General features: G+C 45.8%; 10 protein-coding genes. 7 read left to right on the top strand and 3 right to left on the bottom strand.

The annotated features are described in order from the left end of the window. The first annotated feature begins 16 nt into the window (after positions 1-16). Genes ACI39P_RS09575 through ACI39P_RS09565 form a run of 3 tightly spaced genes read left to right on the top strand, consistent with a single transcriptional unit; the run spans position 17 to position 7,114 of the window. Positions 17-4,834, top strand: coding sequence for a nicotinate-nicotinamide nucleotide adenylyltransferase (locus ACI39P_RS09575; protein ID WP_439720447.1), 4,818 nt, complete (start codon positions 17-19; stop codon positions 4,832-4,834). Between the two features lie 28 nt (positions 4,835-4,862). Next, a complete protein-coding gene (locus ACI39P_RS09570; protein WP_439720446.1) occupies positions 4,863-6,056 on the top strand; it encodes a lactate dehydrogenase in 1,194 nt (397 codons plus the stop codon). Further along, on the top strand, positions 6,053-7,114 hold the full coding sequence (locus ACI39P_RS09565; protein WP_439720445.1) for an NAD(P)H-dependent oxidoreductase: 1,062 nt from the start codon (positions 6,053-6,055) through the stop codon (positions 7,112-7,114). Before ACI39P_RS09570 ends, ACI39P_RS09565 begins: the two co-directional genes overlap by 4 nt. Before the next feature lie 61 nt (positions 7,115-7,175). Here ACI39P_RS09565 and asnB read toward each other — a convergent pair whose 3' ends face one another. Continuing rightward, a complete protein-coding gene (asnB, locus tag ACI39P_RS09560; RefSeq protein ID WP_439720444.1) occupies positions 7,176-8,753 on the bottom strand; it encodes an asparagine synthase B in 1,578 nt (525 codons plus the stop codon). Positions 8,754-9,427: 674 nt separating this feature from the next. On the opposite strand from asnB, the gene ACI39P_RS09555 reads away from it, so the two are divergent. Then, positions 9,428-11,524, top strand: coding sequence for a glutamine synthetase III (locus tag ACI39P_RS09555; RefSeq protein WP_439720443.1), 2,097 nt, complete (start codon positions 9,428-9,430; stop codon positions 11,522-11,524). Positions 11,525-11,681: 157 nt separating this feature from the next. Continuing rightward, positions 11,682-11,924 (top strand): hypothetical protein, encoded by a 243-nt coding sequence (locus ACI39P_RS09550; RefSeq protein ID WP_439720442.1) that lies wholly within the window; start codon positions 11,682-11,684, stop codon positions 11,922-11,924. Between the two features lie 46 nt (positions 11,925-11,970). Here ACI39P_RS09550 and ACI39P_RS09545 read toward each other — a convergent pair whose 3' ends face one another. Both ACI39P_RS09545 and ACI39P_RS09540 read right to left on the bottom strand, forming a co-directional pair. Beyond that, a complete protein-coding gene (locus tag ACI39P_RS09545; RefSeq protein ID WP_439720441.1) occupies positions 11,971-12,528 on the bottom strand; it encodes a DUF6323 family protein in 558 nt (185 codons plus the stop codon). A 108-nt stretch (positions 12,529-12,636) separates the two neighbouring features. Further along, positions 12,637-13,371, bottom strand: coding sequence for a DUF6179 domain-containing protein (locus ACI39P_RS09540; protein WP_439720440.1), 735 nt, complete (start codon positions 13,369-13,371; stop codon positions 12,637-12,639). Between the two features lie 259 nt (positions 13,372-13,630). Here ACI39P_RS09540 and ACI39P_RS09535 point away from each other — a divergent pair, with 259 nt between their 5' ends. Both ACI39P_RS09535 and ACI39P_RS09530 read left to right on the top strand, forming a co-directional pair. Then, positions 13,631-14,395: an alpha/beta hydrolase-fold protein gene (locus ACI39P_RS09535; RefSeq protein WP_439720439.1), complete on the top strand. Its 765-nt coding sequence runs from the start codon at positions 13,631-13,633 to the stop codon at positions 14,393-14,395. A gap of 44 nt (positions 14,396-14,439) precedes the next feature. Beyond that, complete coding sequence (locus ACI39P_RS09530) at positions 14,440-15,633, top strand: ATP-grasp domain-containing protein (RefSeq protein WP_439720438.1); 1,194 nt, start codon at positions 14,440-14,442, stop codon at positions 15,631-15,633. Positions 15,634-15,754 lie beyond the last annotated feature (121 nt).

The raw sequence follows: 15,754 nt of genomic DNA, 5'->3' as shown, positions 1-15,754 counted from the left end.
TAAAGGAGGGTGTGTTATGGGAACAAGATTGGTTTATACCATTTATAAGGAGATACAAGCTGCATTATCTGATAAAAATTTTTTGAAACAGGCGGCTTTAAAAAAGAAGGAAGTCTTTTCCTATTTAAAAAAGACAGTTTGGCTGGAGAGGATTGAGGCCATTTTGCAGCAGGGAGAAGTTTCCAGTGAAGCTGTCCTTTCCCTTTGCCGGGAGGCGATGGATGCAATTGCCGGCAAAGCGCCTGAAAAAGGTTGGCTTCCTCATATTTATGACAGCATTATCAAAGAAATCTATCCGGAACGGAAAGACCTTTCTGTGGAGCCTGTTCCCAAGGGTGCAGTTCTTTTCTATCTGGAAGTGCTGCGGGTATTCCTGCAATGGGAAAAAGAAAACCTGCCCTATGAACGGACACGGGATTTCCGCTTTGCTACAGCGGAAGAGATTGCAGAGAGTCCATATCTGGAGCAGTATATTCGTTTCCTGACGGCCTTTCGACAGGAATATGTGCAGGAATTGATGCGGATCGGCAGGGAAGTCATGCCCTTTGATACCTTGGCCCATGTGGCGGGGGTACATCATATTGCCATGCACGTGGGCAGGCAGCTGGCAAAGGCAGGGGTTCCCGTTGACCTTGGCTTGATTTCCGGTGCGGCGGCAGGGCATGATATCGGCAAATACGGCTGCCGTGATATTGAAATGAAACGGATTCCCTATCTGCATTATTATTATACTGACCTTTGGTTCCGCCGTCATGATTTGCAGGAAATCGGGCATATTGCTGCGAATCATTCCACGTGGGATTTGGAGCTGGAAAACCTTCCTGTAGAATCTCTGATTTTGATTTATGCAGACTTTCGTGTGAAAAACAACGGCTATGCCAACGGCAGAGAGATCATGGGCTTTTATACCCTGGCGGATTCCTTTCGTGTCATTTTGAATAAGCTGGATAATGTGGATACTGCTAAAGAAAACCGCTATCGCCATGTATATTCCCGTCTGGTGGATTTTGAGGAATATATGAAAGATCTGGGGGTCAATGTAGACCTGACGGAAGAACATCTTTCCCAAACAGAGCAGAAGGAATGGGCGCTGCTGACCACTGGCGAAACCGTAGATCTCTGTAAGCATCTGGCGATCGATCATAATATTCGCCTGATGGATAAGCTGAGCAGGGAAACCTCCTTCGGTGATATTTTGGAAGCAGCCCGCAGTACGGCGGATTGGAAGGATTCCCGGGCGTATCTGAATATCTTTTCAGAATATCACACCTATATGACCCAGAAACAGAAGCAAATGACCTGTGCTTTCCTGTATGAGTTGTTGATTCACAGAGAAGGGGACATCCGCAGGCAGGCGGCGGAACTCCTTGGCACCATCATTGCCCGCTACGATGTGGAATATGGCAAGGAACTGCCCGCGGATGCCAATATCGTTCTGGATGAAACAGACAGTTTTGCTCTCTGGGGAAAATATTTGTCCATGATTGTCGTTCCAGATCATAAAATGAATGACCGCCACAAACGCTGGCTGGGATATGGCCTGAAACGTGTTGTCATCTCTTTAGCAGAAAGCAGCCGCAAAGAAAATGGAAAAAAATATCTTTCCCAGCTGATGGCATATTATGAAAAAACCGATTGGGCGGAGGATACAGCCTTCGTCCTGATCGATACAATGCTTTCCATTCCGCGGAACGTCCTGACAGAGGGTGAAAAATCTGTTTTCCTCTCATTTTTGGAAAAATATGCAGATTGTCAGGGATTGGAGGTACGAGCGGCTGTGCTGCTTGTTCTGGAGAAAATGGATTTCAACAGCCAGCGCGTTCCGGCCATTGCGGCAACTGTTTCTGCAGAGGAAAATGTTGCTCTGGAATTTCTGCAATATCTCATTGCTGAAAAATATGAGGTTCTTCCGGAAGATGCAGAGAAAGTATATGCTCGTATTTTTGAAGCAGAAGAAGTGGTTTCCGATATTTTCCTGGAAAACCTGAAAGCAGCCACCCCTTGGAAGCTGAAAATCATTCATATTCAGCTTTTGTATGAACGGATGAAACGTGGCTGCCCGATGCCTAAGCTGCATGTTGCGGCCCACCTGTCCAATCTGCTGAAGGTCAGCGAACAGGTGACGGTACGCCATACTGCGGGGGAAACCTTAGTGCGTCTGGCTCCTTTCCTTTCTTGGGATCAGCTGAATGAAATCACCATTGAACTGACAAAAGGCCTTGAAATCGGTGCCTTTGAATTTTCTAAATACATCCCTCAATATCTGGGACAATTTGTTTTATATCTTCACCCCAGAGAATTGGATGAATTTCTTTTGGATCTGCATCGCCTTCTGATCAGCACCAACGAGAGGGTAGCCAGTGTGGCTTTAGATACGATCGGTGTTATGGTGCGGCATTATGGCGCATACCCCAGCCGCTTTTCGGAAGAGCCTGCTGTGTATCAGGAGCGGCGAAAGACAATGCTGGGCATGCTCCTCAGCGGCTGTGCGCGGTATCAGGAAAATGTCAGCCGGGAGGCGTTTTATGTCATTGGACATGAATTGTTTGGCATGAATACTCTGGCTCTGGAAGAAAAGAAGGAGATTTATGCGTTCCTGAGCAAAAAACTGCTGAACCTTGCACGGCGGAAGGATGTGGCAGAGCTGACTTTCTTCAATGATACGATGGCGTGGAATTCTATTTATCGTTTTATCAGCGAATATTTATTTGAAAAAGAAAAATTTACCTTTGCAGAGCCGCAAAAAGTGGCATTTTTCCCCGGCACATATGATCCCTTTTCTTTGGGGCATAAAGAAATTGCCAGAGAAATTCGGGATATGGGCTTTGTGGTCTATCTGGCGTTGGATGAATTTTCCTGGTCGAAAAAGACCCAGCCCCATTTGGTACGGCGAAAAATTTTGGATATTTCCGTTGCCAATGAAGAGAATATTTATCTCTTCCCCGAAAATATTCCTATCAATATCGCCAATCCAAAAGATCTGCATCGCCTGCGGTCGCTGTTCCCCGGGAAAGAGGTCTATATGGTGGCGGGCAGCGATGTCGTGCGGAATGCATCTTCCTATCGTCTGCCGACGGTGGCAGATGCCATTCAAACCTTCCCCCATATCCTGTTTCTGAGGGAAAGCGGGGAAGAAAAGGCGGAAAGGGAAGAAAGTCCCTACACATGTATCCAAAACGAAGTAATAGAATTGAAACTGCCTGCCTATTTTGAGGATATTTCTTCCACCCGCATCCGTGAAAATATTGATCAGAACAGAGATATTTCCAATCTGATCGACCCCGTGGCGCAAAATTATATTTATGAAAACAGTCTTTATCTTCGTGAGCCTCAGTATAAACAGCTGCTCAAAACAAAGGCAGTAGAGATTCTCCATTTAGACGGAGAAGAGGGGACAACGGTTCTGAAGGAACTTGCAGAAACGGAAGAGTATCTTTCCTCTGCCCTGCAGCAGCCTGCCAGCCGTATGACCATTGTTTTCGATCAGGAAGGAAAGGGCAGACCCGATGCTGTTATGGTTTATCGCCATCTTGCCACCACAGAGCTCTACGGTGAATTTGGCGATATGGATACGGCGGCTTATATCCGGGAAAACACCTCCGGCAAAATCGTCCTGCTGACAGCATGCTGGACAAGGGAACACTCCAAAATAGATGATCTCTGTCAGATTTTGCTGACAGAAACCCTTGCCAAGTGCCTTAGTGAAGATTTCACCTATGCAATTTTCAGCCCCCAAAAGGGTGATATTCCTTTCCAGCAGCGGGAAGTTTTTCAGAGGCAGGGTTTCCTTACGCTGAAGGGAAACAGAGAACGGCAGATTTATGTAGTGGATATGAAAAATCCCGTTACTCTGTATCACAATATGCAGACTGCTCTGAAAGAGCCCTTCAACGGCAATGAAAGAGTTTTGCGGACGCTGACAGAAGCTCATCATCGCTTTCAGTCTGCTTTGACGAAGCTATACCCCGGTGAATTGGTCATTTCCTTTGATGCGGGCATTCTGCAAAATCAGCTGATTGATTTGATCACAAAGGCAAACCATGTGCCGAAGGAAATGCTCCCTGTCAGAACTTTGGGGAAAAAGATGTGTGTCCCCTTCGGCAAGATATTGAAAGGTATTGCTATTCCCAATACAGTTACGAAGATGCTCCACACGGAAAAAGCCTTCCAGCCGGATATCCGTTCCTTCCGCATCAAGGAATTTCCCCAGTATCTGCCTTTGGATGCTCAGGTGCGAACCATCAAATCCTTCCGCAGGCCTGTAATCCTTGTGGACGATCTGCTGCACAAGGGCTATCGCATTCGTGAGCTGGATCCCATTTTTAAGCAGGAAAATGTAGATATCGACCGTATCATTGTGGGCGTGCTTTCCGGCAGGGGCAGAGACCTGATGGAGATTCAGGGAAGAAAAGCGGAAAGTGCCTATTTCATTCCTTCCCTGCGGGCCTGGTTCGTGGAAACCTCTATGTATCCCTTTATCGGCGGGGATGCTGTGGAGCGGGAAGGGGAACAGAAGGGTAATCTGCTGCCTTCCGTTAATCTGGAACTGCCTTATGTGATGCCTGGTTTTATTCAGGATGCATCCAAAGAAGCTATTTATGACTTATCAATGACATGTTTGCAGAATACAAAAGAAATTTTACAGATACTGGAGGAAGAATATCAGCGCACCTTTGAGCGCAGTTTAACATTAGGCAGATTGAATGAGGTTATTATTTCTCCCCGCTGTCCTGATGAAGGCAGCTGTATGCGCTATGAACAGCATCTGCTGGCATCTGTCTATGTAATGAATGATATCGAGCGGCTTGTTCGGCTGCAGCACCTGATAAAATAAAGAGAAACCTCAAAAGGAGGTATTAGGTATGAAAATTGGAACTTGGGAAAAGGGCGTGCTGGTACCTGTCAGCCGCCCGATGGAAAAGAGCAAAGGCTTTTGCCGGCTGATTCATCCGGGGCAGCTTTTGGCAGGGGAAGATTTAGGCTGGCTGGATCTTCACTATTTAGACGGACGGGCGGCGGTGCTTTCCCCTGCGGAAAAATCCCTTTTAGCGGATGCCGTCGAAAAGGGACAGGTATCTTTGGTGAACCTTTCCTATGGTTCGATGGAAGAATGGAGAAATCGGCTGGAACAGGAACAAAAGCCCAAGAAAAAAGTACATCTTTTGGCTTTGGGAGATGTAGGCAGCACTGTTTTGACAGCACTGAAGCTTTTGGGGGGAGACTGCATTTCTCAAATCGGTATCTATGATATGAATGAAGCGGTCTGCAAACGCTGGGAAAGTGAGCTGAATCAGGCGGCATACCCTTGGGACTATGATGCCCTGCCGGAGGTTGTCATTTTAACTGAAGCGGAGCTTTTCGATTGCGATGTATTTGTGTTCTGTGCTTCCAAGGGCATTCCCCCTGTGGGCTCTGCCGTAAAGGATGTGCGCATGGCGCAATTTGAGGCCAACCGGGGCATTGTTTCTCTCTTTGCGAAAAAGGCGCGGGCAGCAGGTTTTGCAGGTCTGTTTGCCGTGGTATCCGACCCTGTTGACCCTCTTTGCAAAGCAGCATTTCTGGCCTCCAATGAAAACGAAGAAGGAAAATTTGATGGAAAAGGGCTTCGTCCCGAACAGGTACAGGGCTATGGTTTGGGTGTAATGAATGCCCGAGCAGCTTATTACGCAAAGCAAGATGTACGTTTTTCTTCCTTTCTGACAGAGGGGCGGGCCTTTGGCCCCCATGGGGAGGATTTGGTCATTGCCAACAGCATTTCCTCCTATGATGATGCTTTGTCGAAAGAGCTTTCCCGCCTTGCCGTGGAAGCCAATCTCCGCACCAGAGAATTGGGATTTAAGCCCTATGTGGCTCCTGCCATCTCCTCGGCGGCACTGTCTATCTTGCTGACCTTGCGGGGAGAATGGCATTACAGCTCCAATTTCCTGGGCGGCGTATATATGGGCTGCAAAAACCGTACTACGGAATATGGTCTGGAAATGGAGGCACTCCCTTTGCCGGAGGCATTGTTCCGCAGAATCGAAAGAGCATACCAAAACCTGGAGGCGATTTTATGAAACGAAAACTGACCTTGGTTTATCCGAAATGTTCTGATGCAAAACGCACCCAACGCCTGAACGGCGTTTTGAAAGATATTTTAAAAGATTACGATTGCACTATCATCAAATATGCGAAGGATTTCGTTCCGCTGAAGCAGCAGCGGATCCTTTTTGCTATCCCCTTGGGAGTTTCCGGCATCAACCTGGAATATTTCCATTTCCTGAAGATTTTACGGACAAATCCCGATATGCTGGAGGGCAGTGTAGGCGGCATCATCGTGGATGGGGAAAGCGAACTGTATACCAAATCTGTAGCGAGAGAATTTATGTTTACGGCCAATCAGGCGGGCTGTGCCTTTCCAGGGCGAGCCATGGTAGAGGGAACGGAATCCCTGCAGAATTTCAATATACAGGCTATGCGGCTGGAAACAGATAACCTGACGGCCTATCATATCGCATCAAAGGAAATGCTGAAGAGGGTCATGGATTTTGAACCCCAAAAGAAGGAAAAGGCAAATATCCTTGTGCTCCATGCTAGCAATTTTAAGACTTCCAATACTTCTGCCCTCTGGAATATGGTCAAGGAAAATCTGCGTCATTGCGAGATACAGGAGATTTCCCTTAGAAATGGCACCATTCAGGATTGCAGCGGCTGCCCGTATCGCATGTGTATGCACTACAGCGAAAAATCAAGCTGCTATTATGGCGGCGTCATTGCGGAACAGGTCTATCCTGCTATCCTGAAGTGCGATGCGTTAGTACTGCTGTGTCCCAATTATAATGACGCTCTCAGTGCTAATATCACCGCTTTCATCAACCGGCTGACCGCTCTTTTCCGCCGTACGGCCTTCTATGAAAAGAACGTATTCGCACTCATCGTTTCTGGCTACAGCGGCGGCAATATCGTTGCGGAACAGGTTATCAGCTCTCTGAGCATGAATAAGACCTTCCGCCTGCCTGCCCGCTTTTCCATGGAGGAAACCGCCAATGACCCTATGAGCATCCTGAAGGTAGATGGGATTCAAGAGAGAGCCAGTGCCTTTGCAGAAAATATGATGCAGGTATTGGTGCAATAAACAAGCAGACAAAACATAAGCCCCGAATCGAAGGATTCGAGGCTTTCTTTGTTGCCGGTTTTTATTCGCCGCTGGCGCCATAATTGGAAAGTACCCTTGCGGAAGGGTCGTTTACATCACAGCCCTCCCATTCCTTATTGGGCATCCAGAAATCCTTGATTTCTTTTGCCTGCCCGGGGTAATACTTTTCAAACAGCTCCCGATAGAGGAGGCTTTCTTTGGTAAAAGGTCTTGCAAAGTCATACTGTTTGCATTTTTCTTCAAATTCTGCATCTGTATACTGCTTTTCCGCATAGGCTTTCAAATCGTCCACCATGGAATGGCCCACAGCGTCGCTGAAAGCGGCTTTTTCCCGGTAGAGGATATCATGGGGCAGCCAATCGCCCTCAAAAGCATGGCGCAGCAGATATTTCCCTTTTCCGTACACGTTCATTTTCTTTGCGGGATCGATGGACATGACATATCTGACAAAATCCAGATCGCCGAAGGGGACACGGGCCTCCAAAGAGTTGGAGGAAATACATCTGTCGGCACGAAGCACATCATACATATACAGCTCATCCACCCGCTTTTTTGCTTCTGCCTGAAATGCTGCAGGGGAGGGGGCAAAGTCTGTATATTTATAGCCGAACAGCTCATCGGAAATTTCACCGGTCATCAGGACACGGATATCCGTCCGTTCATGGATGGCTTTGCAGACCAGATACATCCCGATGCTGGCACGGATAGTTGTAATGTCGTAAGTGCCAAGGATGCTGATGACGGTTTCCAAGGCATCCAGAACGTCTTTTTCGCTGATGATAACCTCTGTATGGTCACTGTGGAGATATTCTGCCACCTGACGGGCATAACGCAGGTCGATAGCATCTGTATCCATGCCGATGGCAAAAGTGCGGATGGGTTTATCCAGCAACTTTGCAGCAACGGCGCAGACCAGAGAACTATCCAGACCGCCGCTCAGCAGGAAGCCCAAGGGTGCATCCGCATCCAATCTTTTTTCAATGCCAGCAATCAGCTTTTCCCGAATATTTTTGCAGATGGTTTCGATATCATCCTCGATAAAAGTATCTACTGTTGTCAGATCGCAGTATTTTACAAATTTCCCATCGGCATAATAATGGCCGGGAGGGAAGGGCATAATATCGCGGCAAAGGCCTGTCAGGTTCTTTGCTTCGCTGGCAAAAACCATGGAGCCGTCTTCCAGATAGCCATAGAACAGGGGACGGATGCCGATGGGATCGCGGGCAGCAATAAAGCTGTCCTTTTTGCTGTCATAAAGGATCAGGGCAAATTCCGCATCCAGCATTTGAAACATATCCAAACCATATTCCCTGTAAAGGGGAAGGATGATTTCGCAATCGGATTCGCTGACGAAAGTATATTTTTTTGCCAATTCCTCTTTAATGGGACGGAAGCCATACAGCTCCCCGTTGCAGACAGCATAATCCCCATCCAGCTGAAAGGGCTGCATCCCTTCTTCGTGAAGCCCCATGATGGCAAGACGGTGGAAACAGAGCCAGCCATCGCCTGCTTCTAATACACGGGACATATCAGGCCCCCGGGAGATCGTTCTCCCGAATGCTTCCATAGCCACTTCATAAGCAATACTTCTTTTTTCAAAACCCATAATCGAACACATAAAAAAGCACCTCCGAATCAAATATTTACGCAGCCACTTCGTCTTATGATTTAGGACGAATGCTGCGTGATCCGCGGTGCCACCTAATTTACTGTCGTAACAGTCTCTTTGTCGGGTTCAAACAAACCCCTGCAGCGGTAACGGGCTGCCCACGGCTCACCTACTGCCCCGAAGGGGTTCAGCTTGCGGCTCGGAAGTGTTATTCACGAAAATGCTTCCGGTCGGGGTTTCCACTGTCTCCCGCTCACTGGGCCTGCCTTTTTCCGCTACTTGTCTTCTTCAATGCCTTTGTTGCCTGCATTTTAGCACCGGAAACAGACAGCGTCAAGCCTTCTTGATAAACCGAGCAATCTTATAAATCTATAAAAAATCATAATTTTTAACGAAGATTTTTTCTATATATCTTTTGAAATATCCATCTCATGAAAAACAAACGTTCTGCATTCAAAGACACATGTGAGAAAATCTGACTATTTGATGTCATTCTCTCTCTAATTTTGTGCAAATCGCTTTTGTTTTTTCCTTTTGCTCGTCAATTTTGTAAAAAAGAAGTGTTGACATTGTGCAATCTGTTGTATAAACTAAGGGAGTGAACAGCAAAGGGGCTGTGGGAAAGATTCCCGCAGCTCCTTTTTCTTTTATCTGAAAATAAACAGCAAAAAGGGGGAATTCCTATGACAAAGAGTGTATCCGATTATTTCGGCTGTATGGTTTTCAATGACCATAATATGAAAGAACGCCTGCCGAAGCAGACTTACAAAGAAGTTCGTCTTGCTATCGAGACAGGAAAACGCCTGGATCGGGAAACGGCAGATATCATCGCCAACGCTATGAAGGATTGGGCAGTGGAAAGGGGCGCGACCCATTTTACCCACTGGTTCCAGCCGATGACAGGCATTACAGCAGAAAAACATGATTCCTTTATTGCGCCAACCAAAGATGGACAGGTCATCATGGAATTTTCCGGAAAGGAACTGATCCAGGGGGAACCGGATGCCTCCAGTTTTCCTAATGGCGGCCTCCGTGCCACTTTTGAAGCCCGGGGATATACAGCTTGGGATCCGACATCCTATGCTTTTCTCAAGGATGGAACTTTGTGCATTCCTACAGCCTTTTATTCCTATGAAGGACAGGCACTGGATAAAAAGACCCCCTTGCTGCGTTCTATGGAAGCGCTGAATAAACAGGCTTTGCGTATCCTGCGCCTGTTCGGTGATACAGAAACAGTACGTGTTAATACTACTGTAGGTTCAGAGCAGGAATATTTTCTCATTGATAAAGATGTTTATCTGAAACGAAAAGATCTGATTTACTGCGGCAGAACATTATTCGGTTCCAAACCCCCCAAAGGGCAGGAAATGGACGATCATTACTTTGGTACCATCAAACCCAGGGTAAAGGCTTTTATGGCGGAATTGGATGAAGAACTTTGGAAGCTGGGGGTTTTGGCGAAGACAGAACACAACGAAGTGGCTCCTGCTCAGCATGAACTGGCACCGATCTTTGCCACAGTTAATATTGCTTGTGACCATAATCAGTTAACTATGGATCTGATGAAAAAAGTAGCTGATAAACATGGTCTGGCGTGTCTGCTTCATGAAAAGCCTTTTGCCGGAGTAAACGGCAGCGGTAAGCATAATAACTGGTCTCTTTCTACCAATAAAGGCGTGAACCTGCTGGAACCCGGGGATTCTCCTATGGAAAATGCACAGTTTCTGCTGTTCCTTGCTTCGTTGATCAAAGCAGTGGATGATTATCAGGATATGCTGCGTATTTCTGTTGCCTCTGCTGGCAATGACCATCGCCTGGGTGCCAATGAAGCGCCTCCGGCTATCCTGTCCATGTTTGTTGGGGAGGATTTGGAAAAGGTACTGGATAGTATTGAAAATGATGCAGAATATGAGGCAAAGGGCAGGGAACTGATGAAAGTCGGGGTACATGTCCTGCCCAGATTCTTTAAAGACACCACTGACAGAAACAGAACTTCTCCCTTTGCCTTCACCGGCAATAAATTTGAATTTCGTATGCTGGGCAGTTCGGTTTCTATCGCCTGCCCCAACTTTATCCTGAATACCATTGTGGCGGAAGAGCTTTCCCAGTTTGCCGATGAACTGGAACAGGCAGAAGATTTCCATGGGGCTCTTTCTGCGCTGATCCGCCGCGTTATCAAGGAACACAAACGGATCATCTTCAACGGCAATAACTATTCCGATGAATGGGTTGAAGAAGCAGAAAGAAGAGGGCTTTTGAATCTGAAAACAACGGTGGACGCATTGCCTCATTATCTGGCAGAAAAGAATGTTGTTTTGTTTGAAAAGCATAAAATCCTGACAAAAGAAGAACTGCATTCCAGATATGAGATTTTGTTGGAAAACTATATCAAGACAGTCAACATTGAAGCTCTGACCATGCTGGAAATGGCGAAAAAAGACATTTTGCCGGCGGTTATGGGATATGTAAGAGAATTGGCAGAAACCATTACAGCAAAAAAATCTGCGATTGCTTCCATGGATTGCAGAGCAGAAGAAGCCTTAGCTTTGAAATTATCTTCCCTGTGCGGCGATTTCGCGGAAAAGATTTCTGGTCTGGAAGAAGCCGTTGCCACTGCAGGCGCATGTGAAGACCTGCTGAAAGAAGCAAAGCTGTACAGAGATGAAGTTTTGCCGGCTATGGAAGCCCTGCGGGATATTGGTGATGCCATGGAAACAGAAACAGATAAAAAACGCTGGCCGTTCCCTTCTTATGGAGAATTGCTTTTCAGCGTTTTGTAATATTATTTTTTCTTATTCACAAAACACGATTTTACAAAAGAGAAATTTCAAAAATACAAAAGAGAATCCCTGAAATAAGGTGTGGAAGAATAACTTTGTTGTGGCATTCCTCTGTCTTATGGTACAATCTTCTTAAGAATCACTTAGGAGGGTATTTATGGATCAGATCGAAATCAAAAGACTTCTGAAAATCACACAGGAGATATGTGAAAAGAAAAAGGAAGCAGATGCCACAGATCTTTACAAAGCCGCAGGCATCACTGCAGCCGAAGCCAATACTTTTATCCTGAAAGCGGAGGAAGAAAATCTCGCTGATGTGATAGAGATTGATATGTGCTGCGGCGCAGATTATATCATCAAGGGTCTGACGGAAAAAGGACTGGCAAAGATTCAGGAGTAACAAAAAGACCGTTCAGTTCACAGGAGCTGTTCGGTCTTTTTTATTGTTAGAATAAATCAAGCAATGCCTGCAAAAATAAATCTTTGTCCCATTGAACTTCTTCCCCGAGATTCTCATAAGGATTTCCGCCTTCCGAAAGGCTGTATTCATCCCGTTCCTTTTCCAGAACCGGTTTGCTTTGGCGGATGGCACGGCAGAAGCGTTCCAAACATGTGCTGCGGAGATATTCCACATCCCCAAAGCAGACAGATTCGAATTGTTGTGCCATAAAGGAGAGCAATTCACTATCCGTCAGCAGGTCGAGGGATTCATTTTTATATTCATAAAAGATATCCTGTAATTCTGCCAGTGTTTCGACGTAGGTTTCTTGGGTGATGTATGCAGAATCGCAGAATGCATCAATGAGGGCAGGTATAATGCCCTCGCCGAATTCCAGCCGATGCTGCTGCCGCAAGGCAGCTTTCCGCTGGGAAAGAAGAAGCTTTGCATCGGCTTCCGTCAGCATCAGCCCAAAGGGTGTGGTTTTTCTGTTGCAGTCCAAAAGTTGCAATAGGGCTTTCTTTTCCTGTTCCTGTTGCAGTAGTTCCATGAGCGTTTCTTTCATAGGGATTCCTCCTTTTAAACGATACGGGAAAGGCAGTTTTCTTTCAGCCCCAACCAAAGCTCCGCCCCAATCCCGCCGATGGCATACCCCAAATATTTTTCCATGGCGTCATCCTTGGGAAAGTATTGGGCAAGAAATTGGTGTAAAAGGGAAGATAACTGTTCTTTTAATGCTTCTTTTGACAATCCTATCAGTTTTTTTTTGCAGATTTTCATAATCCCTGTCGCTGTATCGGCTTTTTTCTTCATGGATATCCAGCAAAAGCAGGCAGAGCAGCTTTTTCAGCACATGATAGGGCAGATTCAAAAACAGTTCTTCCCATTGGGGATGATGCTTGGAAAGGGCAGAGCAAACAAATTCCGGGGAAAAGCTTTGCAGGAATCTCTGCTCTATTTCGATACATTCCAAATAGGCAGCAATGCGGTCGATGCCATAAAGGGCTTCCAAAGGATAAAGCAGGGGATAATCCAAGGTCAAAAAATGTTCCTGTGGGGCAAATAAGGGGTCGTATCGGCGGAAAAAGGCAGGAAAGCCTTGGGCGATGGTTTCTTCATAGGCTTGATTACCATAGGAGGAAAAGTGTTCCATGAGAAGATTATGTCTCTCTGCTGTCTCTTTCGTTTTTCTTAGGACTGTTGCATACCCAAGGGCATAGGCATCGGCGGCAGAAAGCGCGGCTACGGGCAGCTCACCGTTGAAATTGGTCACCTCCTGTATGCAGTAAAGAACTGCCTCCATGAGCTGCTGTGCTGTTTCATAGGAAATGGAAGTGCTTTCGTTTCGTGTATACTTTCTGGAAAGGCTTTCTACCATAGGTAAAAGTTCTGCAAGTGTGTATTCCATAGAATCCCTCCTTTTGCTGTTTGGGCTGATAGTATACTGCGGATGGAGGGAAAGAACAAGACTTGAAAAAATGGAGATTTTATGGTAATATAAATGCAGAAAGACACAAAAAATAATCCGAATTTTCATGTTTCCATGCCAAATTCGGATTTTTCTTTTTATTCCCCTGCGGCATTGCCTTCCTTGCTATTTCTGACCCTATATGCTATATTTAAAAAAAGATTTTTATAAGGGGAAAGAACGGATTGGAGAGAAGAAAATGACGGAACGTTTTGCGGTGACAGTTCCTATCGCAGGGGGATATGAGGAACGTCATGTTTATATTTATTTGCCGAGATCATATTTTCATCAAACAGAAAAGAGATATCCTGTCTTATATATGTTTGATGGGCACAATGTATTTTTTGATGCGGATGCCACCTATGGGAAATCCTGGGGAATGGAGCGTTATATGGATCGTTCCCATACTCAGATGATCATTGTAGCAGTGGAAGGCAGCCATGATCCCAATCATGGCAGACTGAAGGAATATGCTCCGTTTTCTTTCAAAAATCAGGAGGTAGGAGAGATCATTGGCACAGGAAAGATGACGATGGATTGGTTTGCCTATGAATTGAAACCCACTGTTGATGAAAGCTTTCGCACTCTGCCTGACAGAAATCATACTTTTATTGCCGGCAGTTCTATGGGCGGGCTGATGAGTTTGTATGCGCTGATGCAATATAATCATATTTATTCCAGGGCAGCGGCTTTGTCTCCTTCTTTATGGACAAACCCCAGAAAAGTGAAAAATATGATCACGCAGGCCAATCTGAATCAGCATACAGTTTTATATATGGATTATGGTTCCAGCGAATGCAGGAATCATAGAGGGGTTCGCCGCTTATTTGGCGAGGTCTCTTCCCTGCTGATACAAAAGGGGGTTATGCTGAATAGCCGTATTGTACCCTATGGAGAACATTGCGAAGCCAGCTGGGAACGGCAGATCCCATTTTTTATGAAAACATTGTTATATCGAGGATGAATTAAATTATTTACAAAAGATATGGTAAAAGAACGGAGGCAGCTATGAAAAATTTTGTATTTATTTCCCCTAATTTTCCTACAAACTACTGGAAATTTTGTCGTGAATTGAAAAACAATGGTTTAAATGTATTGGGCATCGGCGACCAGCCCTATGATGAATTGAGCAGCGACCTGAAAAGCAGCCTGAATGAATACTATAAGGTAAGCAATCTGGAAAATGAGGACGAGGTCTACCGTGCGGTCGCTTTCTTTATTTTCAAGCATGGCCGCATCGACTGGCTGGAATCCAACAATGAATATTGGTTGGAAAGAGACGCTAAGCTGCGGACAGATTTCAACATCACTTCCGGCTTCCAGACGGCAGATATTCCCCGTATCAAATATAAATCCAAAATGAAAGAATACTACAGAAAAGCAGGTCTGGCGGTAGCCCGTTACCATCTGGTCAAAGATTTGGAAGGCTGCAAAAACTTCATCAAGAAGGTGGGGTATCCCGTTGTAGCAAAGCCGGATAATGGCGTAGGCGCATCCCACAATTTCAAAATCGAAACAGCGGAACAGCTGGTGGATTTCTATGGACAGAGACATGAAGGCGTGACATACATTATGGAGGAATTTGTAAACGGGCAGGTTTGCTCCTATGATGCCATTGTGGATTCCAAAGGGGAGATCCTTTTTGAAACAGGGAATGTGACACCTGGTTCTATTATGGATATGGTCAATAAAAATGATGACTGCAAATTCTATATTTTGCAGAAATTGCCGGAGGATACAAAAAAAGCTGGCCGCGCCACTGTAAAGCGTTTTGGGGTGAAAAGCCGTTTTGTCCATCTGGAATTTTTCCGCCTGACAAAAGATCAGAAGGGACTTGGAAAGAAAGGTGATATCATGGGTCTGGAAGTAAATATGCGCCCCAGCGGCGGTTTCTCTCCCGATATGATGAATTATGCCCATAGTACGGATGTATATAAGATTTGGGCGGATATGATTGCCTTTGATCGCTCCACAAAGCTGGAAGGAGAGCATTATTTCTGTGCCTATGTAGGGCGCAGGGATGGGAAAGCGTATCAGATGAGCCACGATGATATCATGACGAAATACGGCGCACAGATCAAAATGGCAGCACGCGTGCCCGATGCCCTCAGCGGTGCCATGGGCAATCAGCTTTATATGGCAAATTTCCAGACAGAAGAGGAAATGAACGAATATTTTGAAACCGTAACAAAACTGAGATGAATACATAAAAAGGACGACATATTGTCGTCCTTTTTTATACTTTTTTTGACTGCTCCATTTGCTGGATGCAGTTTCATTCACAGGGAATTACTCCCACTCGATAGGAGTATTTTGGCTTCTA

It is taken from the genome of Anaerotignum sp. (assembly GCF_051877975.1).
GTDB lineage: Bacteria > Bacillota > Clostridia > Lachnospirales > Anaerotignaceae > Anaerotignum_A.
This window is presented reverse-complemented; position numbering and strand designations above follow the sequence as displayed.

Coding starts and splice junctions, on each gene's coding strand:
- ACI39P_RS09575 (WP_439720447.1), top strand. CDS start 17: ATGGGAACAAGATTGGTTTATACCATTTATAAGGAGATACAAGCTGCA.
- ACI39P_RS09570 (WP_439720446.1), top strand. CDS start 4,863: ATGAAAATTGGAACTTGGGAAAAGGGCGTGCTGGTACCTGTCAGCCGC.
- ACI39P_RS09565 (WP_439720445.1), top strand. CDS start 6,053: ATGAAACGAAAACTGACCTTGGTTTATCCGAAATGTTCTGATGCAAAA.
- asnB (WP_439720444.1), bottom strand. CDS start 8,753: ATGTGTTCGATTATGGGTTTTGAAAAAAGAAGTATTGCTTATGAAGTG.
- ACI39P_RS09555 (WP_439720443.1), top strand. CDS start 9,428: ATGACAAAGAGTGTATCCGATTATTTCGGCTGTATGGTTTTCAATGAC.
- ACI39P_RS09550 (WP_439720442.1), top strand. CDS start 11,682: ATGGATCAGATCGAAATCAAAAGACTTCTGAAAATCACACAGGAGATA.
- ACI39P_RS09545 (WP_439720441.1), bottom strand. CDS start 12,528: ATGAAAGAAACGCTCATGGAACTACTGCAACAGGAACAGGAAAAGAAA.
- ACI39P_RS09540 (WP_439720440.1), bottom strand. CDS start 13,371: ATGGAATACACACTTGCAGAACTTTTACCTATGGTAGAAAGCCTTTCC.
- ACI39P_RS09535 (WP_439720439.1), top strand. CDS start 13,631: ATGACGGAACGTTTTGCGGTGACAGTTCCTATCGCAGGGGGATATGAG.
- ACI39P_RS09530 (WP_439720438.1), top strand. CDS start 14,440: ATGAAAAATTTTGTATTTATTTCCCCTAATTTTCCTACAAACTACTGG.